This is a genomic window from Mesorhizobium sp. B2-8-3 (genome assembly GCF_006440815.1).
Taxonomy (GTDB): Bacteria; Pseudomonadota; Alphaproteobacteria; order Rhizobiales; family Rhizobiaceae; genus Mesorhizobium.
In genome coordinates, this window is sequence record NZ_VFTW01000006.1 from 262,225 (window position 1) to 281,995 (window position 19,771).

19 protein-coding genes are annotated in these 19,771 nt (G+C 65.1%); 15 read left to right on the forward strand and 4 right to left on the reverse strand.

What is annotated here, in order from left to right; all coding sequences use genetic code 11:
* Nucleotide 1 precedes the first annotated feature (1 nt).
* The 7 genes from FJ418_RS12935 (at nt 2) to FJ418_RS12965 (ending at nt 6,999) form a co-directional block, all read left to right on the forward strand.
* Complete coding sequence (locus tag FJ418_RS12935) at nt 2-1,333, forward strand: S41 family peptidase (protein WP_181166921.1); 1,332 nt, start codon at nt 2-4, stop codon at nt 1,331-1,333.
* Between the two features lie 184 nt (nt 1,334-1,517).
* Entirely contained in the window at nt 1,518-2,711 is a 1,194-nt protein-coding gene (locus FJ418_RS12940; protein WP_140782946.1) for a divergent polysaccharide deacetylase family protein, read from the forward strand.
* A 52-nt stretch (nt 2,712-2,763) separates the two neighbouring features.
* Nucleotides 2,764-3,279: an RNA pyrophosphohydrolase gene (locus FJ418_RS12945; protein WP_140659729.1), complete on the forward strand. Its 516-nt coding sequence runs from the start codon at nt 2,764-2,766 to the stop codon at nt 3,277-3,279.
* A gap of 73 nt (nt 3,280-3,352) precedes the next feature.
* A complete protein-coding gene (alr, locus tag FJ418_RS12950) occupies nt 3,353-4,504 on the forward strand; it encodes an alanine racemase (protein ID WP_140865886.1) in 1,152 nt (383 codons plus the stop codon).
* Between the two features lie 269 nt (nt 4,505-4,773).
* Nucleotides 4,774-5,181 carry a nucleoside diphosphate kinase regulator gene (rnk, locus tag FJ418_RS12955; protein WP_246683032.1) on the forward strand — a complete coding sequence of 136 codons (408 nt, stop codon included), beginning with the start codon at nt 4,774-4,776 and terminating at the stop codon, nt 5,179-5,181.
* Nucleotides 5,178-5,714: a nucleoside-diphosphate kinase gene (locus FJ418_RS12960; RefSeq protein ID WP_140865891.1), complete on the forward strand. Its 537-nt coding sequence runs from the start codon at nt 5,178-5,180 to the stop codon at nt 5,712-5,714. The genes rnk and FJ418_RS12960 overlap by 4 nt, the downstream gene beginning before the upstream one ends.
* Nucleotides 5,641-6,999: a D-amino acid dehydrogenase gene (locus FJ418_RS12965; RefSeq protein ID WP_348643104.1), complete on the forward strand. Its 1,359-nt coding sequence runs from the start codon at nt 5,641-5,643 to the stop codon at nt 6,997-6,999. The genes FJ418_RS12960 and FJ418_RS12965 overlap by 74 nt, the downstream gene beginning before the upstream one ends.
* A gap of 32 nt (nt 7,000-7,031) precedes the next feature.
* Here FJ418_RS12965 and FJ418_RS12970 read toward each other — a convergent pair whose 3' ends face one another.
* Complete coding sequence (locus FJ418_RS12970) at nt 7,032-9,191, reverse strand: phosphatidylserine/phosphatidylglycerophosphate/cardiolipin synthase family protein (RefSeq protein WP_140865894.1); 2,160 nt, start codon at nt 9,189-9,191, stop codon at nt 7,032-7,034.
* The gene (locus FJ418_RS12975; RefSeq protein WP_140865897.1) at nt 9,188-9,628 is read right to left on the reverse strand and encodes a hypothetical protein; all 441 of its coding nucleotides are present in this window, start codon (nt 9,626-9,628) and stop codon (nt 9,188-9,190) included. Before FJ418_RS12975 ends, FJ418_RS12970 begins: the two co-directional genes overlap by 4 nt.
* Nucleotides 9,629-9,780: 152 nt before the next feature.
* Here FJ418_RS12975 and FJ418_RS12980 point away from each other — a divergent pair, with 152 nt between their 5' ends.
* The gene (locus FJ418_RS12980) at nt 9,781-10,356 is read left to right on the forward strand and encodes a hypothetical protein (protein ID WP_140832845.1); all 576 of its coding nucleotides are present in this window, start codon (nt 9,781-9,783) and stop codon (nt 10,354-10,356) included.
* On the opposite strand, the gene FJ418_RS12985 is transcribed toward FJ418_RS12980, so the two are convergent.
* Nucleotides 10,353-11,234 carry a LysR family transcriptional regulator gene (locus tag FJ418_RS12985; RefSeq protein ID WP_140865899.1) on the reverse strand — a complete coding sequence of 294 codons (882 nt, stop codon included), beginning with the start codon at nt 11,232-11,234 and terminating at the stop codon, nt 10,353-10,355. The two genes, FJ418_RS12980 and FJ418_RS12985, sit on opposite strands and share 4 nt — an antisense overlap.
* 158 nt (nt 11,235-11,392) lie before the next feature.
* Here FJ418_RS12985 and FJ418_RS12990 point away from each other — a divergent pair, with 158 nt between their 5' ends.
* From FJ418_RS12990 to FJ418_RS13000, 3 genes are all read left to right on the forward strand, one after another.
* Nucleotides 11,393-12,889 (forward strand): CoA-acylating methylmalonate-semialdehyde dehydrogenase, encoded by a 1,497-nt coding sequence (locus tag FJ418_RS12990; protein ID WP_140659720.1) that lies wholly within the window; start codon nt 11,393-11,395, stop codon nt 12,887-12,889.
* A gap of 423 nt (nt 12,890-13,312) precedes the next feature.
* Nucleotides 13,313-13,615, forward strand: a complete 303-nt coding sequence (locus FJ418_RS12995) for a hypothetical protein (RefSeq protein WP_140646536.1) — start codon at nt 13,313-13,315, stop codon at nt 13,613-13,615.
* A gap of 249 nt (nt 13,616-13,864) precedes the next feature.
* Nucleotides 13,865-14,182 (forward strand): hypothetical protein, encoded by a 318-nt coding sequence (locus FJ418_RS13000; protein ID WP_140654806.1) that lies wholly within the window; start codon nt 13,865-13,867, stop codon nt 14,180-14,182.
* 28 nt (nt 14,183-14,210) lie between these two features.
* Here FJ418_RS13000 and FJ418_RS13005 read toward each other — a convergent pair whose 3' ends face one another.
* Nucleotides 14,211-14,915, reverse strand: a complete 705-nt coding sequence (locus tag FJ418_RS13005) for a GntR family transcriptional regulator (RefSeq protein ID WP_226892092.1) — start codon at nt 14,913-14,915, stop codon at nt 14,211-14,213.
* A gap of 70 nt (nt 14,916-14,985) precedes the next feature.
* Here FJ418_RS13005 and FJ418_RS13010 point away from each other — a divergent pair, with 70 nt between their 5' ends.
* From FJ418_RS13010 to FJ418_RS13025, 4 genes are all read left to right on the forward strand, one after another.
* Nucleotides 14,986-15,921, forward strand: a complete 936-nt coding sequence (locus FJ418_RS13010; RefSeq protein WP_140865902.1) for a dihydrodipicolinate synthase family protein — start codon at nt 14,986-14,988, stop codon at nt 15,919-15,921.
* A gap of 14 nt (nt 15,922-15,935) precedes the next feature.
* Nucleotides 15,936-17,243 (forward strand): FAD-binding oxidoreductase, encoded by a 1,308-nt coding sequence (locus FJ418_RS13015; protein WP_140782954.1) that lies wholly within the window; start codon nt 15,936-15,938, stop codon nt 17,241-17,243.
* 12 nt (nt 17,244-17,255) lie between these two features.
* On the forward strand, nt 17,256-18,257 hold the full coding sequence (locus tag FJ418_RS13020; protein ID WP_140865905.1) for a 4-hydroxyproline epimerase: 1,002 nt from the start codon (nt 17,256-17,258) through the stop codon (nt 18,255-18,257).
* A 611-nt stretch (nt 18,258-18,868) separates the two neighbouring features.
* Nucleotides 18,869-19,771: a branched-chain amino acid ABC transporter permease LivH gene (locus tag FJ418_RS13025; RefSeq protein WP_140646539.1), complete on the forward strand. Its 903-nt coding sequence runs from the start codon at nt 18,869-18,871 to the stop codon at nt 19,769-19,771.

Genomic DNA, 19,771 nt, shown 5'->3' on the forward strand with positions numbered 1-19,771 from the left:
AATGATGCGGAAACTGTCGCTTCTGTTTGCCGGCGCGCTGATGGGCGCATCGGCAATGAGCCTGGTCTACGGCGCACCGGGTTCGGCGGCGAACGCTGCGGGTTCGGAAACCTACAAGCAGCTGGCGATCTTCGGCGACATCTTCGAGCGCGTGCGCGCCAATTACGTGACGCCGCCGGACGACAAGTCGCTCGTCGAGAACGCCATCAACGGCATGCTGGCCTCGCTCGACCCGCACTCCTCGTACATGAACGCCGAGCAGGCGCAGGACATGCGCGTGCAGACCAAGGGTGAGTTCGGCGGCCTCGGCATCGAGGTCACCATGGAGAACGACCTCGTCAAGGTCATCACGCCGATCGACGACACGCCGGCCGCCAAGGCGGGTGTGCTGTCGGGCGACTACATCGCCAAGATCGACGGCGAAGAGGTGCGCGGCCTCACCCTCAACGACGCGGTCGAGAAGATGCGCGGACCGGTCAACACGCCGATCAAGCTCACCATCCTGCGCCAGGGCGCCGACAAGCCGATCGAAATCACGGTGGTGCGCGACGTCATCAAGGTCAAGGCGGTGAAGTACCGGGTCGAGAACGACATCGGCTACATGAAGATCACCTCCTTCACCGAGAAGACCTATGACGATCTCGAGAACGCCATCGAGAACATCAAGAAGCAGGTGCCGAACGACAAGCTGAAGGGCTATGTGCTCGACCTGCGCCTCAATCCGGGCGGTCTGCTCGACCAAGCGGTCAGCGTGTCGGATGCCTTCCTCAAGCGCGGCGAGATCGTGTCGACCCGCGGCCGCGATCCGAAGGACGTCACCCGCTTCGACGCCAAGCCGAAGCAGGTCGACGACATCAACGGCAAGCCGATGATCGTGCTGGTCAATGGCGGCTCGGCGAGCGCCTCGGAAATCGTCGCCGGCGCGCTGCAGGACCTGCGCCGCGTCACGGTGGTCGGCACGCAGTCCTTCGGCAAGGGCTCGGTGCAGACCATCATCCCGCTCGGCGAGAATGGCGCGCTGCGGCTCACCACGGCGCTCTATTACACGCCGTCGGGCAAGTCGATCCAGGGCAAGGGCATCACGCCCGACATCAAGGTCGACCAGCCGCTGCCGCCGGATCTGCAGGGCCGCGACCTGACCCGCGGCGAATCCGATCTCAAGGGCCACATCAAGGGCGCCGACGAGAGCTCCACCGGTTCGGGCTCGGCTGCCTATGTGCCGCCGGATCCGAAGGACGACCTGCAGCTGATCTATGCCGAGCAGCTTCTGCGCGGCGAAAAGACCGATCCGTCGTTCCCGCCGAACCCGGACAAGGCCGTGCTGAACCAGTAGTGCGGTCCGGCTCTGGCCGGCTGCGCGAAGCAATGCAATGCTGCCGGGGCCGCGAGGTTCCGGCAGTTTGATTCGGGGACCGCGGTTGGGGCGCCACGCGTCTGGGGTATCGCGCCAGCGATTGCGAAGTTTACGCGAGATGTCACGAAAAAGTGACCCTGGCGGGCTTCCGGGGAAACACGACTTGGCTGAGATCGGCAAGGACATCGAACGCCCGCTCGGACAGACGCTCCGGCCTCAGCGCAAGGCCTCGCGCGGCATCGGCTCCGGCACGCTCGTCGCTGTGCTGGCCGTGCTTGGCGTGATCGGGGTTTCCGGCGCTATCGCGCTGCGTGAAAAGCCGTTCCGCAAGCCGGAAGAAGTGGCTGTTTCGACGCCGAAGGTCACCGCTGCGCCTGCCCCTGCGGCGGCAGCGGCGCCCGCGCCGGCTCCGGTAGCCGCGACGACACCACAAGCCAGCACGCCGATGAAGAGCGGCGGCCCGCAGATCATCCATGTCCAGACCGAGGAGGGCGACGGGCCGCCGAAGGCGGCGATCGTGATTCGCGATCCGTCGACGCTCGGCCAGAACCTCAAGGTCGCCCACATCCCGGACAGGGCGCTGATCGAGGCCAGCGACACCGGTCCGCTGCCGATGCGCTCCGCCGACGGCAGGCGGCCTTTCGACGTCTATGCGCGGCCTTGGTCGGGCGCGCGCGGGGCACGGGTGGCGATCGTCATCGGCGGACTCGCCGTCTCGCAGACCGGCACGCAAGCCGCGATCGCCAAGCTGCCGGCAGAAGTGACGCTGGCTTTCGCGCCGCAAGGCAACAGCATCGGCCGCTGGATGCAGGCGGCAAGGCAGAGCGGGCATGAGATCGTCATGCAGGTGCCGCTCGAGCCGTTCGACTATCCGAACGTCAATCCCGGCCGCAACACGCTGACGGTGTCGGCCAGCCCGGACGAGAACCTGAAGAGCCTGCACTGGGCGCTGTCGCGCACGACCAACTATACCGGGGTCATGAACTATATGGGCGCGCGCTTCTCGACCGACGCCTCGGCGATGGAACCGTTCATGGCCGAGCTCGGCAAGCGGGGGCTCGCCTATATCGACGACGGGTCGTCCGCCCGCAGCGTTGCGCCCGATCTTGCGCTCAAGGACGGCGTGCCGTTCGTTGCCGGCGACATGGCGATCGATGCCGTGCAGGACCGCGGCGAAATCCTCAAGAAGCTGGACAGCCTGGAAGCCACGGCGCGGGCCAAGGGCAGCGCCGTCGGCATCGGTTCGGCCTTCGATATCACCGTCGACACGGTGACGTCCTGGATTGCCGAAGCGAAGAAGCGCGGCATCGAGATCGTGCCGATCTCGGCGGTGGCGATCGATCCGCAAAAAGGCTAACCCTACCCGCCTCGCCGAAGTCAATCCTCAAAGACGGCTGGAACGCTGACCCATGGCCAAGAAGATCGATCCTGAAACGCTGCCTTACCGTCCGTGCGTCGGGCTGATGATCCTCAACGGAGCAGGCCTGGTCTGGGTCGGGCACCGCATCGCCGAACCGGACAGCGAGTTCGCCGGCACGACGCAACTCTGGCAGATGCCGCAAGGTGGCATCGACAAGGGCGAAGAGCCGATCGAGGCCGCGGGCCGCGAGCTCTACGAGGAAACCGGCATGCGCAGCGTGTCGCTGCTGGCCGAGGCGCCGCGCTGGATCAATTACGACCTGCCGGAGCATCTGGTCGGCGTCGCCTTCAAGGGCCGCTATCGCGGCCAGACGCAGAAATGGTTCGCCTATCGCTTCGAGGGCGACGAAAGCGAGATCGAGATCAATCCGCCGCCCGGCGGCCACACCGCCGAATTCGACGAATGGGCCTGGCGGCCGATGCGGGATCTGCCGGAGCTGATCGTGCCGTTCAAGCGCAAGGTCTACGAGCAGGTCGTCGCAGCATTCCAGCATCTCGTCCGCTGAGCGGTCATCCGCCCCGGTTGTCGCGCCGGCGCTGCGGCCGTATTGATTGCCGATGCAATGAGCGGGGGTCGCCATGAACGACGACACCGGACGCGTGTTTCCGGCACATGATGCAAGCAGCGGTTCGACGGTGAGCGAGGCGGCCGCCGGCGCGATCCTGACGATCGACCTCGGCGCCATCCGGGAAAACTACCGCCGGCTAAAGGTGCGACTCGACGGCGTTCGCTGCGCGGGCGTGCTCAAGGCCGACGGCTACGGGCTTGGCGCTGCGCAAGTGGCATCGGCGCTGGCGAAGGAGGGCTGCGACATCTTTTTCGTCGCGTTGCTCGGCGAGGGCATCGCGCTGCGCAAGGCGATCGGGCCCGGGCCCGACATCTTCGTGCTGAACGGGCTGCCTCCGGGTTCTGCACCGGAAGCCGCGGCGGCTCGGCTTTGGCCGGTCATCAACAGCGCCATGCAACTGAAGGCCTGGCGCGAGATCGCGCGAGGCATGGGCCAAAGCCTTGCCGCCGCGATCCAGGTCGACAGCGGCATGGCCCGGCTCGGCATGGCGCCGGCGGAAATCGAGGCGGTCGTGGGCGAGGCCGGCGCTTTCGACGGCGTCGACATCCGTTTCGTGATGAGCCATCTCGCCCGCGCCGACGAGCCGCAACAGGCGGCGAACGAGAAGCAGCGACGCGAATTCGAATTGCTGCGCAAGATGCTGCCCGCGGCGCCCGCCTCCCTGGCCAACTCGTCCGGCATCTTTCTCGGACCGGCCTACCACTACGACCTTGCCCGTCCGGGAGCCGCGCTCTACGGCGTCAACCCCACACCCAACGCACCCAACCCGATGCTGCCGGTGATAGGGCTGCAAGCCAAGGTGGCGCAGACGCGGCAGGTCGGCGCGGGCGCGGGCATCGGCTATGGCCACACCCATCAAGCCGAGGGGCCGCTCAGGCTGGCGACCATTTCGCTGGGCTATGGCGACGGCTGGCACCGGCGCGCCGCTTCGGCCGCCTGGTTCGAGGGCGTGCGGTTGCCGTTCATCGGGCGCGTGTCGATGGACTCGATCGTCCTCGACATTTCGGCGCTTCCGGCCGGCCGGCTCAGCGAAGGCGGGCTCGTCGAGCTCATCGGTCCCTCGCAAAGCGTCGACGACGCGGCCGGCCACGCCGGCACCATCGGCTACGAGATATTGACCAGCCTGGGTGCGCGCTTTCACCGCCGCTACCTAGGAGCTTGAGACAGGCGCCTTGCTTGACAAGCCGGGGCTTCTCGGCAAGGTTCGGGGCATGAGCAACCTCGCTTATACCAAAACCTGCTTCAGGGTTTGCCCCATCGCGGGAGCGTAGCCCCGACGTGGCCGCCAATGCCGGCGGCCGCGTGAACCGGGGCGTTTGAATTCCAGACATTTCATCGAGCCGGCGGCCTTTGCGGCCCGGCTTTGTTCGCCGCCTACGTGGCGGCTTGCGCGCATTCGCTTCGCCGATGCGCCCGCATATGAGGTATGCCATGCCCACAGCAACGCAATCGCGTTCCACCCTCCTTGTCAGCGCGGCGGATCACGACCGGCTGAGCAGTCTCGCCAGGGCCTTTCTCAACCGCACGCCCGATATGGCCGAGGACCTGCTTGCCGAAATGGACCGCGCCCGGGTCGCCACCGAGGCGGCAATGCCCGCCGACGTGGTGCGGATGGGCTCGACGGTGACGCTTCAGGATCCGGAAGGAAGCCTTCAGACGGTGACGCTGGTCTATCCGGCGGAGGCCGACATCGCCGAAAGACGCATATCGGTGCTGACGCCGCTTGGAACCGCGCTGATCGGCGCGCGCGCCGGCCGCACGGTCTCCTGGCGGAGCCGCGACAGCCGGGTTCTCTCGGCAACGATCGAAGTCGTCGAGCAAACGCGGAGGGCGCCATGACCAGGACCGTCTACCGGCTGACGGCCAAGGACTTCGCGGTGATCGAGGCGATGCTGATGCGCCGCCGCGCGTTTGCCGATCCGATCGCGCCGATGCTCGAACGCAAGCTTGCCGAAAGCCGCGTCATTGCGACGGGAGCCGTCGAGCCAGACCTGGCCACGCTCAACAGCCGGGTGATCTTCCGCGTTGGCGGCGGTTCACTTCAGACGCGGACGCTGGTGCAGGCCGAAGCATCCGCTCCCGTCGGCTCCGGCCTGCCGGTCGCCACGTGGCGCGGCCTTTGCCTGCTTGGCATGAAAGCGGGCCAATCGGCGCTGGCCGAGCGGCCCGACGGCCCTGCCGAGGAGATCCTTCTCGAGGATGTGGCCTATCAGCCGGAGGCCGCGCGGCGCGCAGCGCAGGATCGCGCCGCCGAGCGACCTCGCCACGGCCTCAAGCTGGTCCACAGCGCATCCGCCGGTGACTGGCCCCTTGGCGGGCGCGGCAAAATCCGGCAGACAGAAGGGGACGATCCGGGCCCTTCCGCGGCATGATCGGCCTTTGAGGGAGCATGGAATGAAAGTCATCGTGCTGGGCGGCGGCGTGATCGGAGTCACCACCGCCTACTTCCTCGCCGAGGCCGGTCATGAAGTGACCGTCTACGATCGCCAGCCGGGGCCGGCGCTCGAAACCAGCTTCGCCAATGCCGGCGAAGTATCGCCGGGCTATGCCTCGCCCTGGGCCGGGCCCGGCATCCCGGTCAAAGCCGTCAAATGGCTATTGATGAAATACGGACCGCTGGTGGTGCGGCCGGCGTTCGACCCGAATATGTGGACGTGGCTCCTCAAGATGCTGCGCAACTGCACGGCCGAGCGCTACGCGCTCAACAAGTCGCGCATGGTGCCGCTTGCCGAATACAGCCGCGACACGCTGAAAGCGCTGCGCGAGGCGACCGGCATCACTTACGACGAACGCAGCAAAGGCACGCTGCAGCTCTTTCGCAAACAGAAGCAGCTCGACGGCACCGGCGGCGACGTCGAGGTGCTGAAGAAATATGGCGTGCCCTATGAAATCCTCGATCGCGACGGCTGTACCGCGGCCGAGCCGGCCCTTGCGGCGGTGCGCGATAAATTCGTCGGCGGCCTCAGGCTTCCGGGTGACGAGACCGGCGACTGCAAGATGTTCACCGACAAGCTCGCAGAACTCTGCGTAGCGCGCGGCGTGACCTTCGAATACGGCTCGACCATCCGGCGCATCGTCAGGAACCGCAATCGCCTCACCAATGTGCTTACCGATCGCGGATGGAGATCCGCGGACGCCTTCGTGATGGCGATGGGCAGCTATTCGGCGCAGTTCATGCGCTCGCTGGGGCGCCCAATTCCGGTCTATCCGGTCAAGGGCTATTCGATCACCGTGCCGATCAGCAATGCCGAGGCAGCACCGGTGTCGACCGTCATGGACGAGACCTACAAGGTGGCGATCACCAGGCTCGGCGACCGCATCCGCGTCGGCGGCACGGCGGAGATTTCGGGCTATGATCTTCGCTTGCAGGAATCGCGCCGCCGCACGCTCGAACACTCGGTCGGCGATCTCTTTCCCGGCAGCGGCGACCTCAAGGCGGCGAGCTTCTGGTGCGGCTTGCGGCCGATGACGCCGGACGGACCGCCCTTGATCGGGCAAAGCGAGGTCGCCAACCTCTTTCTCAACACCGGCCATGGCACGCTCGGCTGGACCATGGCTTGCGGCTCGGCCAAGGTGCTGGCCGACATCATGTCGAACCGGGTGCCGGAGATCAACGCGCGCGACCTTAGCCCGGAACGCTACCTCAAACCTATCTGACGGGCTTTGCAGCTGCTTCGGCGGGGCTCGCGTCAGAATGCCTGCCGGACCCAGGTGTCGCTGAACAGCAGCCGGTAGGCCCAACCGATGGTGACATTGGTGGCGACCGGGCGCGAATGGGCGAGGTAGTCTTCATAGACCGGCTTCATGCGGCGGTAGAAAGCCGGATCGAGCACGACCATGCCGTTCTCCGAGTCATGGAAGAAGCTGCGGTTGTTGAGGTTGACCGAGGAGATGGCGACCAGCCTTTCGTCGATCATCATGATCTTGGAATGCAGCACGACATCCGGCGCCTTGAACTCGCGGATGTCGATGCGGTCGCCATATTTCTCGACGAACAGCTTGTTGAGCGCGGTGAGGAATCGCCCGCCGATGTCGCCCTTGAGGTCGATACGGCCGACGACGTCGATCTTCACGCCCCTGGCCAGCGCCCGGTCGAAGGCCCGGGCGATATCGGGCGTCAGGTTGAGATAGGGATTGACGATCTCGATGCGATGCTCGGCGGTGTCGATCAGTTCGACGAAATAGGCCTCCAGCGCGTGCCCGTCCTCGTAGGGAACGGAAATGAAATGCCGCGCCACGCCGCGCGGGCTTCCACCGGGAACCGGAATGGAAAACGGCCGCGACAGGTTGGTGTCAGCGTCGCGCAGCCAGATTGTCGACAGATGCGCGGCCAGCGTCTCGACGGTCGCCGGGTCGGCGATCTCGATGTCGAAATCGCTCCAGTTGGAATAGTAATTCAGCGAGAAGCCGTCGGTCTTGCCGTATTGCTCCAGGTCCGGATAGCGGGTCAGGTCGACGGGCTTGTGGAACAGGAAGCCGTCATGGATGTTGCGCCCGCCGATGATGACGCGCGAGCGACCGGGCTCTTCGGCCAGCGTCGCCAGCATCTTGATATGGTGAACCTTGTGCAGCTGCGAGATCTGCTCGTCGAACGGCGCGCCGTGGTCCGCCTGCCAGCGATATTCCTGTAATTGGACGTTGGGGAACTCAGCCGCCAGCCGGTGCAGCAGCGCGTCGTCCTTCTCACGCTCCAGCACGTCGGTCACCAGGATGCGCACCTTGGTGCCAAGTGCTGCGTGATGGCGGATCAGCCGCTCCATGATGCGGCCGGAGAAATCCGCCTTGAACTCCAGCGACGACAGATAGATCAGCCTGAGTTTCGGCGCGCTTGAGAAATCGAGCGGCAGTTCGGGGTCGGCCCTGTCGATGGCGCTGTCGGGCAGCGTCCGGCCGAGCAGGGCCTCGACCTTGGCGTTGAAGCCGTCGCGCGATTTGCGCAACAGGGTCGGCGACCCCAGCGCCAGCGCGCAGGTCTGCGACAGCCAGCGGCTGGCATAAAAGACGCGGTCGAGTTCCTCCATCCCCGCCGGGTCGGGCACCGGACAGCGGTCGTAGCGGCTGTCGAGCTTCGCGATCCAGGGATCGGCGGTCTCCTCGCGCAGCAAAGTCAGCGGCGCGCCGGCCGGCGCCAGGGTGGAGCGGACGCGTAGATCGCAGCGCGTCAGCGCCTCGTCCGGAGACAGGCTGACGGAGGTTTCGGCGACGGGCAGGCTCAGATGGAATGGAGAGGCAGCGGCGACGGTGATGGATCGCCCCGACGCGCGGATCGCGAGCGGGCCGTTGCAGGTGCCGCCGATGTCGACTTGCAGTTGCCCCGTCTGGCGCAGCACGATCTCGACCGAGCGCGCCTGCAGGCCGGAGAAGCTGAAGGTTTTGGGCGCCGAGGGCCGCGCGGCGGCATCGAGATAGAGCGTCTGGCGCGACATGCGCCAACGGCCGGTGAACTGGCCTTCGCCCGGCTTGCCTCGCGTCGGCGCCAGCTCGGTGTCGTCGAGCGGTTTGGCGAGCCGTTGCAGCGTCGGATAGGTCGTGTGGAAGCCGCTGTTCTGGACATCTCGCCAGTCGCGGCCGAAACGGCCGGTGCCGTTGGCGCGGTCGAGCGCATCGAGGCGGCTTTGGGCGAGCAGCGCCTGGAACTGCTTGTCATAGGCGCTGTTGCCGTCGCCTGCGAAGTAGTGGGCTCCGGCTATCTCGGCGCCGCTGCTGTCCGCCGAGACCGGCAGGCGGCCGCAGGCGCCGTCGCCCGGAAAGAAGGCGCAGGCCGAATGCCCAGGCACGCCGGCGCAACTGGCAAGCGCTGCCAGCGCCAGTCCCAGCAACGCCCTGGTTATGGCCGACCCGAGCCTCATCCAGTTGCCCCGTTCCTGGCCTTGAGCTGGGCCGGATCACGTGGCGGCATGAAACCTTGCGGAAAGATCCTGCAGACCGGAAACGCGAAGGTGGCGATCAGCAATTCTGCCTCGTTTCGCATTTTGCGCGGCGCCGTCCGGTCGGCGCGGATCTTCCTCGCGGAGGCGACGAGCGCGCCGTCGCAGTCGCAATGATTGTGCCGGGCAATGTAGCAGGCGTCGTGGACCTGGCAGGCGGCGTCGAGACGGTCGACCGGCTTTGCCGACAGATCGCCGGTGCGGGTGCCTGGGCCGCAATAATTGCCGATGACGAAAGGCGAGGGGCGCGCCATGGCATAGCGGACGGGCTTCGGCAGATCCGCTTCCGGAACCTTGGTCCAGGGGTTGGCGCAGTCCGACAGAAAAATCAGCGGCAAAATGGCAAGTACGGCTCGCATTTCTCCGCCGGCGTTCCGAAGATTGTCCCCCTTGCGCCCGGTCATGACATGGCCAGGCGCGCTGGTGCCACAGTCGCTGAATTTGTGGCGGAGGCAAGGCGGCAACGACCAACTGGCTGTGATAGGATCGGCCGCGGCGAGGGGACTTTGGGATGCGTGTTTTTCTTGTTGCGGCGGCGGCCTCATATCTGACCTGCACCCCGGTGGCGTTTGCCGCGGACAAGACCGTTCACGACAAGGAGCACGGCTTTTCGCTGACCTATCCCGAGGAATGGACGAGCGAAACCACCTTTGGCAATACCATGCGGCTCAAGGTCAAATCCGGCGAAGAAGGCCTAACCTGCAGGGTGTCGCAAAATCTCTACGACCCGACCGCCCCGGACAATCCGCCCGATCCCAGGGCATTCATCGAGAAGGACTGGTCGGCGGAAAACTGGCAGACCATGATCGGCGTCGCTTATCAGTCGGCCGGCTTCAGCCAGGACCGGCTGGCGCATTTTCCGGACGGCTATCCGGTGCGGGTCGCCGACATGGATTTCCACTACGCCGACGACAATGTCAGCTTCTACGGCCATTCCCGCATCGCGCTGACGCTGCGCAGCTCGCATTACGGCTTCGTCGATTGCGGGGTCACGGGCGACAGCGCCGACGAGGCGGCGCGCAAATGGGCGCCGCTTGCGGACGAAGCCGGGAAAGTGGTGAGTTCGTTCGTGCTCGACGCGGATTAGACAAAAAGACCGCGCTCGCGTTCCACCACTTTGGTGATGAAATTGGCGACGAGCTGGACGCGGCGCAGCGGCCTCACCGATTCATGATAGACCAGCCAGTAGGCGCGGCGGATGGGCGCGACGATGTCGACGGACACAAGCTCCGGCATCGAACGGGCGACGAAAGTGTGCAGGATGCCGATGCCGGCGCCGGAGCGCACCGCCTCGGCCTGGCCGAGCGCCGAGGAGATGGCGAAGCTGGTGCGCCATTCGGGGCTGAACTCGGCGGCATAGTCGAGCGACGGGCTGACGATGAGGTCCGGCACATAGCCGATCAGCGTGTGCCGGCCGAGTTCGGCCGGCACTTTCGGCAGACCGTTGGCTTCGGCATAGGCGCGGGAGGCGAAGAGGCCCAGCGTATAGTCGACCAGCTTGCCCGCCACCAGCCGCCCTTCGCTCGGCCGCTCGACGGTGATCGCAATATCGGCCTCGCGCCTGGACAGCGAGAAGGAGCGCGGCACCGGCACCAGCTGGATGGTGAGCTCGCGGTGCAGTGCAGTCATCTCGCCCAGCCGCTTTGCCAAGAAGGCGACGCCAAATCCGTCCGGCGCGCCGATGCGCACCGTGCCCGAAACATCGTCGCCCTCGCCGGCAATGGTCGAGCGCGCGGCGATCATGTCGCTCTCCATGCGCTCGGCTATGTCTAGGAAGCGCTCGCCGGCCGGCGTCAGCTCGCTGCCGGTGGTCAGGCGGCGGAAGAGTTTTGTGCGAAGCGCCTCTTCAAGCGCGGCGATGCGGCGCGAGACGGTGGCGTGGTTGAGCTCAAGGCGTTTCGCCGCACCGAGGATCTGGCCGGCGCGGGCGACTGCAAGGAAGATGCGGACGTCATCCCAGTTCATAGGAAATCCCCGACGACAGCGCACCCGTCATTTGCGACAATTAATGCACACTCCATTGTCGTTGTCTATTTTCCGCACAACGGTTGCGTTTTGGCTCGCGTTGCCATCGCCGCCGCAAAGGCGGACAATGCATCATCACCAAACAAGGGAGAGAAGGCATGATCGAATACGGTCATTTCATCGGCGGCAAGCGTGTCGCCGGCACCAGCGGCCGCAAGCAGGATGTGATGCAGCCGATGGACGGCACCGTGCGCGGCACGGTGGCGCTTGCCTCGCAGGCGGAACTGCGCGCCGCGGTCGAGAACGCCAAGGCGGCGCAGCCGAAATGGGCCGCCACCAACCCGCAGCGCCGCGTGCGCGTGCTGATGAAATTCCTCGAGCTGGTCGCCCGCGACTATGACGAATTGGCCGACATACTGGCGCGCGAGCACGGCAAGACGATCGCCGACGCGCGCGGCGATATCCAGCGCGGCCTCGAAGTGGTGGAGGTCTGCATCGGCGCTCCGCACATGATGAAGGGCGAGTTCACCGACGGCGCCGGTCCCGGCATCGACGTCTATTCGATGCGCCAGCCGCTCGGCGTCGTCGCCGGCATCACGCCGTTCAACTTCCCGGCCATGATCCCGCTGTGGAAGATCGCGCCGGCCATCGCCTGCGGCAACGCCTTCATCCTGAAGCCGTCGGAGCGCGATCCGGGCGTGCCGATCCGTATCGCCGAACTGTTCATCGAGGCCGGCCTGCCGGCCGGCATCCTCAACGTCGTCAACGGCGACAAGGAAGTGGTCGACGCCATCCTCGACGATCCGGACATCAAGGCGATCGGCTTTGTCGGCTCGACACCGATCGCGCACTACATCTATTCGCGCGGCACCGCGGCCGGCAAGCGCGTGCAGTGCTTCGGCGGCGCCAAGAACCACATGATCATCATGCCCGACGCCGACATGGACCAGACGGTCGATGCGCTGATCGGCGCCGGCTACGGCTCGGCCGGCGAGCGCTGCATGGCGATCTCGGTGGCGGTGCCTGTCGGCAACGACACCGCCAACCGGCTGATGGAGAAGCTGGTGCCGCGCGTGGAAAGCCTGAAGGTCGGTCCGTCGACCGATTCGGCGGCCGATTTTGGCCCGCTGGTGACGGCACAGGCGCTGGAGCGCGTGAAGGGCTATGTCGATATCGGCGTCAAGGAGGGCGCCAAGCTCGTCGTCGACGGCCGCGGCTTCAAGATGCAGGGCTATGAGAACGGATACTATATGGGCGGCTGCCTGTTCGACAACGTGACGGCCGACATGCGCATCTACAAGGAAGAAATCTTCGGGCCGGTGCTGTCGGTGGTGCGCGCGCCGCGCTACGAGGATGCCATCAAGCTCGCCAACGACCACGAGATGGGCAACGGCGTCGCCATCTTCACCCGCGACGGCGATGCCGCGCGCGACTTCGCCAGCCGCGTTCAGGTTGGCATGGTCGGCGTCAACGTGCCGATCCCGGTTCCGATCGCCTATTACACCTTCGGCGGCTGGAAGGCATCGTCCTTCGGCGACCTCAACCAGCACGGTCCGGACGCGTTCCGCTTCTACACCAAGACCAAGACGGTCACGTCGCGCTGGCCGTCCGGGATCAAGGACGGTGCGGAATTCGTCATTCCGACGATGAACTAGCCGGACGGTTTCCTGTTTGCACGTCCTCGCCTTCGGCTGCGGGCCTGCAGGCAGGCATCAAGGATGGCGCGGAATTCGTCATCCCGACGATGAACTGAGCCCGGACAGGTCGTCCAAGCCAACATTGGGGAGGCGCGGTGCAAGCCGCGCCTTCTTTTTGTGGATGCAGGTGGAATGCTGCGGCTTTCGTCCACCAGCCTTGCACTGTCCAGATCACGCCGCCAAAGGCGAAGCGCAACTTCAGGTGCATGAATTCTGATGCATCGCGCGAGGAGAGCATCCGCACCTTCTAATAATTCCATCGCCGTGTGATGGAACCAACAGACCACCCTCCGTCTTAGGCTGTATTCCTGCCATGCGTGCAGGCAAATCAAACAGCGCCGGTGGCAGCCGGGGTTCGCGTCTGGCGCGAGGAGGTGTCAGATGACACGATTTCTTATGGCGACAATGCTGGCGGCGGCGGTGGTCACCGGTGGATCGGCGTCGGCGAACGCGGCGGCGCAATGCGCTCCGCGCGCCGACATCATCAAGGCGCTCGGCGACAAGTTCCACGAAAGCGAGGCCGGGCGCGGTCTGATCAATCCTAACGTCGTGCTCGAGATCTTCGTGTCGGATCAGGGCAGTTGGACCGTGCTTGCCTCCGACACCAAGGGGCAAAGCTGCATCCTTTCCGTGGGCGAGGGCTGGGACAGCCCTACGATCGCGGCAGCCATGCCAGGCGCATGAGAAATTCGCCGTAGAGTGTCCGCTCCCGGGTTGGTTGCGGGCGGCTCAGGCGCTGTCAGCGCCCCCCGCTTGTTTACGGAGCGAAGCTTCACCATATCGAATCCAGGGAGTCATGATCTCCCTGGGACAGACCGGAAACCAGAAGGAGTGACGTGATGAAAACGTCGAATCCGGCCTGGAGCGCTCCGGCACACTGAGGCGGCCGAATGTGCCTCCCTTGCCGGAATGCGAAGGCGAAGGAGGTGCCCAATGGCACGCGATTTTTCGTTTCGATGGGTCAAGCTTGCAGTCGTTGGCGCCCTGATGGCGCTATCGGCTATCCCGGCGCGGGCGCAAGTCATCTGCGGCGGCCATGACTATCTGGTCGCGAGGCTGGCGGAAGCATTCGAGGAGAAGCGGCTGGGATATGGCGTGGCCGGTCAAGCCGCCATCTTCGAGGTGTACGTCTCGGCAAGCGGAACCTGGACCATCCTGATGACCGACGTCAAAGGCCAGAGTTGCATCCTGGCGGCGGGCGACGGATGGGAAGACACGCAGGCCACCGCGGTCGGGCAACCCGGCGGCTGAGGACGCCTCTGGCAGGCGCTGACCCCGCTCAGCGCGTGGCGGCCACCTCGGCATGACCGCGCAGCAGCGCCATCAGTTTCTTGGCGTCCTTGGCGGCGCCTTCCTCGTCGCCGTCGAGGATGGAACGGATCAGCGCCACGTGGTGCTCGGCTGATTCGGCCAGCCCGGTGTCGGCCTTGTAGCGATACCAGAAGCGGCGGCTGTGCGTCTGCAAGGGGGCGGCCACGCGCGCCGCGAAAGGGTTGTCGGCGGCGATTGCCAGCGCCTCGTCGAGCGCCTTGTCGGCCTGGATGAAGGCAAGCACGTTGCCGGAGATCACCGCCTTCTGCATGGCCAGGGCCGCCTCGTGGAACAGGTCGGCGGCCTCGCGCGTGACGAAGCGGGCGGCCGAGCGGGCGAGCACCACCTCGATGCCGCGCCGCGCATCCAGCACCCGCAGCCAGTCGCCGGCGTGAAGCGGCGCGACCGCGATGCCCGCGCGAGGCCTGATATCCAGCAGGCCTTCCCAGGCGAGCCTCTGGATCGCCTCGCGCACGGGGGTGCGTCCGAGACCCAGCCGCTCGATCAGCGCGCCTTCGGTGACGAAGCTCGACGGCGCCAGCTCAAGCGTGACGATCATATGCTCCAGCGCGCGGTAGGCCTTGGTCGCCGCCGGCTCGAAGGTCGCGTTCGTGTCAGCGGATATCAGAGGGGAGATCAATGGCAGGCTCCTGATATATTTTTCATATATCATAGTGGATTCAGCATTGACGAGCCAGCCCTTAATAGATATACGACTGATATATCAATCGGAGTAGCAAATCATGTGGACCGGAGTTTTCCCCGCCGTCACGACCAAATTCACCGCCGACGACCGACTCGACCATGCCGAGATGGAGCGCTGCTACGGACTGCAGATGGAGGCCGGCTGCGACGGCATCATCGTGTGCGGTTCGCTCGGCGAAGGGCCGATGCTGTCGCCGGACGAAAAGATCGAAGTGCTGAAGACGGCGCAGAAAGTCGCCGGCAAGAAGCCGGTGCTTTTGACCGTCAACGAGCCCGGCACGCGCGAGGCGGCGAGCATTGCGAAGCGCGCCGCCAAGGAAGGCGCCGACGGGCTGATGGTGGTGCCGAGCCCGATCTACCACACCGACCCGCAAGAGACGGTCGCCGCCCTTCGTGCAGTTGCGGAAGCCGGCGACCTGCCGGTGATGATCTATTCCAACCGGCTCGCCTATCGCGTCGACGTGACCGTCGAGCTGATGGAGGAGCTGGCGTCGGACAAGCGTTTCGTCGCCATCAAGGAATCGTCCGACGACATCCGCCGCTCGACCGAGATCATCAACCGGTTCGGCGACCGCTACGACCTCTTCACCGGGGTCGACAATCTCGCCTTCGAGGCGCTGTCGGTCGGCGCCATCGGCTGGGTCGCCGGCCTCGTCACCGCCTTCCCGCGCGAGACGGTAGCGATCTACCAGCTGATGAGAGAGGGCCGCCGCGAGGAAGCGCTGGCGATCTACCGCTGGTTCCGGCCCTTGCTCGACCTCGATGTCTCCACCTATCTGGTCCAAAACATCAAGCTTGCCGAAGTGCTGGCGATCGGTACCAATGACCGTGTGCGCATGCCGCGTCAGCCGCTGTCGGGCGAACGCCGCAAGGCGGTCGAGAAGATTGTCCGGGATGCGCTGGCGGTGCGGCCGAAGCTGCCGTCGTTCCAGGACTCTCCTCGATCGACGGACAAGCTGGTGGCGGCCGAATAAGGGACAGCCTTCACGTGCAGAAAAATTCCGAGGAGGGGCGCCGCCCCTCATCCGCCCTTCGGGCACCTTCTCCCCGTGAACGGGGAGAAGGGGAAGACATCGCCATCATCGGTGGCGGCATCGTCGGTATCTGCGCCGCGACCCTTCTGTCTGAAGCGGGTCGCGGCGTTACCGTCTTCGATCGTACCGGCATCTGCGAGGAGACGAGCTCCGGCAACGCCGCCGCTTTCGCCTTCTCCGACGTGCTGCCGCTGGCGCATAAGGGCATGATCCGGCAATTGCCGAAATGGCTCGCCGACCCGCTCGGACCTTTGGCCATCCCGCCGGCCTATCTGCCCAAGCTGCTGCCCTGGCTGGTCCGCTTCTGGCGCGCGGGCGCCGCCAAGCACTACGAAGCGAGCCTGGCGGCGCAGGTCGGTATGATGAAGCTCGCCGAAGCCGAATGGATGGGACTGCTCGACCGCTCCGGCACGCGGCCAATGCTGCGCGAGGATGGTTCGCTGGAATTCTATGAGAGCGAGGCGGAGTTCCGTGCCTCGCTGCCCGGCTGGGCCGAGCGCGGGCGTTTCGGCATCGGCTTTCGCCATGTCGAGGGCGAAGAAATGGCAGCACTCCAGCCAGGACTTGCGCCGCGCTTCGTCAAGGGCACCTTCGTGCCAGGCTGGAAAACGGTCGCCGACCCCAAGCTGCTCGGCAAGGCGGTCTGGGCTTATGCGGAAAGGCTCGGCGCTCGTTTCGAGCATGCGCGTATCGAACGCGTGGAAGCGGACGCAAACGGCGCCACGATCGTCCTGGCCGACGGCACCAGGCGGAGGGCAAGGAAACTCCTGATCGCCGCGGGCGCCTGGTCGCATCTCCTGGCAAGGAATATCGGCGACCGCATCCCGCTCGAAACCGAGCGTGGCTACAACACGACGCTGCCGGTGTCCGCCTTCGACGTGAAGCGGCAGCTGATCTTTTCCGGACATGGCTTCGTCATCACGCCGCTCGAAACAGGCCTGCGCGTCGGCGGCGCGGTCGAGCTCGGTGGCATCGAGCGGCCGCCCAATTTCGCGCGTTCCAAGGCGATGCTGGAGAAGGCGAAGCGTTTCCTGCCGGGACTCGATCCGTCGGGCGGCCGCGAGTGGATGGGTTATCGCCCGTCGCTGCCGGACTCCTTGCCGGTGATCGGCGCGGCGCGCGCGCCGAATGTCTTTTATGCCTTCGGGCACGGCCATCTCGGCCTGACCCAGTCGGCGGCGACCGGCCGCTTGATCCGCGATCTCGTTGTCGGGCAGACTCCGCCGCTCGATCTCACCCCATTCCGTCCAGAGCGTTTCTGAAAAGAGAATATGATGGCCAAGAAATCCTTCTTCTGCATCGACGGCCACACCTGCGGCAATCCGGTGCGGCTGGTCGCCGGCGGCGGGCCATTGCTCGAGGGCTCGACGATGATGGAGCGGCGGGCGCATTTCCTCGCCGAATATGACTGGATCCGCACCGGGCTGATGTTCGAGCCGCGCGGCCATGACGTGATGTCGGGCTCGATCCTCTATCCGCCGACGCGCGAGGACTGCGACATCGCCATCCTGTTCATCGAGACCTCGGGCTGCCTGCCGATGTGCGGCCACGGCACCATCGGCACGGTGACGATGGCGATCGAGCATGGGCTGGTGAAGCCGAAGACGCCGGGCGTGCTGAGGCTCGACACGCCGGCCGGCCTGGTCATCGCCGAATACAAGCAGGTCGGCGAATATGTCGAGGAGGTGCGGATCACCAACGTGCCGTCCTTCCTCTATGCCGAAGGCCTGACCGTCGAATGCCCGGTGCTCGGCGAGATCAGCGTCGATGTCGCCTATGGCGGCAATTTCTACGCCATCGTCGAGCCGCAGCAGAATTACCGGGACATGGCCGACTATTCGGCGGGCGACCTCATCGCCTGGAGCCCGGTGGTGCGGCAGCGCCTCAACGAGAAATACTCCTTCGTGCATCCGGAGAATCCCGGCATCAACCGGCTGTCGCACATGCTGTGGACCGGCAAGCCGAAGCATGCCGAGGCCGACGCCCGCAACGCCGTGTTCTATGGCGACAAGGCGATCGACCGCAGCCCTTGCGGCACCGGCACCTCGGCACGCATGGCGCAGCTCCATGCCAAGGGCAGGCTCAAGCCCGGCGATGGTTTTGTCCACGAATCCATCATCGGCTCGCTGTTCAAGGGCAGGGTCGAAAAAGAGGTCAGCGTCGCCGGCAAGCCGGCGATCATCCCCTCGATCGGCGGCTGGGCCCGCATGACCGGGCTGAACACGATCTTCATCGACGACCGCGATCCGTTCGTGCACGGCTTCGTCGTCACCTGATACGATCAGCCGGCATGCGCTTTGGCTTCGCTTTCCGCTTTCGCCGACACCTGATCGCGGAACCAGTCGGCGAATTGACTTCGGCCGCTGAGGCCGAGCCGACATCGTCAGAAAATAGCGCTTGTCGTCATCGATCGTCGCCCGAGGGGGGCCGAAAAGCACAGTCTCAATGGAGAGCGAGGCTCTGCTTGCCGAGACGTCGCTTCAAGGCTTTTCTATTTCGGCGAGACGCCTTCCGTCGAAGGCGTCTCGCCGTCACATGGCCGTCACAGATGACGCAAACCTCACCCAACGGAAGGCGCGGCGGTCCAAAAAGCAGCGCCTCGGTTCTTGCAAGAATTCTTCTCATCAACTTATTTTGACGCCGATTTCTTCGACATGAGGCCCATCATAAGGTTGAATCGTCAAAGACATTGCGTTGTGCCAATGCTACGGTCCGCGATAGTCCAGGGGTCGGGCGCGAAAAAAACGGGCAATCGGACGGCGTGCTTCCAAACCACGCAGAGCGATTGAAAAATCACGTTGCAATCCGGGCTCGAAACTTTACGACTAGGGGAAATACGAAAAGGAATGCGTCCTGAAAGGCGACATTCCAGGGGAGCCGCATAAATATGCAGTACTTCGTCCAGCAGCTTATCAATGGGCTGACGTTGGGATCGATCTATGGCCTGATCGCGATCGGCTATACGATGGTCTATGGCATCATCGGCATGATCAATTTCGCCCATGGCGACATCTTCATGGTCGGCGCCTTCACCGCGCTCATTGTCTTCCTGATCCTTGGCGCATTGTTCTATTCGGTGCCGGTGGTGGTGGCGCTTCTGATCATGATGATCGTGGCGATGCTGCTCACCAGTCTCTACAACTGGACGATCGAAAAAGTGGCCTATCGGCCGCTGCGCGGATCGTTCCGGCTGGCGCCGCTGATCACCGCCATCGGCATGTCGATCGCGCTGTCCAATTTCGTGCAGGTCACGCAAGGCCCGCGCAACAAGCCGATCCCGCCGATGGTGTCGCAGGTTTACACGATCGACGGCATCAGCATCTCGCTGAAGCAGATCATCATCGTGCTGGTCACCGCCGCGCTGCTGGTGATCTTCTGGTACCTCGTCAACAGGACGGCGCTCGGGCGGGCGCAACGCGCCTGCGAGCAGGATCGCAAGATGGCGGCGCTGCTCGGCATCGACGTCGACCGCACCATCTCCATCACCTTCATCATGGGGGCCGCCCTTGCCGCCGTCGCCGGCACGCTGTTCCTGATGTATTACGGCGTCGTGGTGTTCTCGGACGGCTTCGTGCCGGGCGTGAAGGCCTTTACGGCAGCCGTGCTGGGCGGCATCGGCTCGCTGCCCGGCGCGGTGCTCGGCGGACTGCTCATCGGCTTCATCGAGAGCATGTGGTCGGCTTATTTCTCGATCGACTACAAGGACGTCGCCGCTTTCTCGATCCTGGCGATCGTGCTCATCTTCCTGCCCTCCGGCATCCTCGGCCGGCCTGAAGTCGAAAAGGTCTGA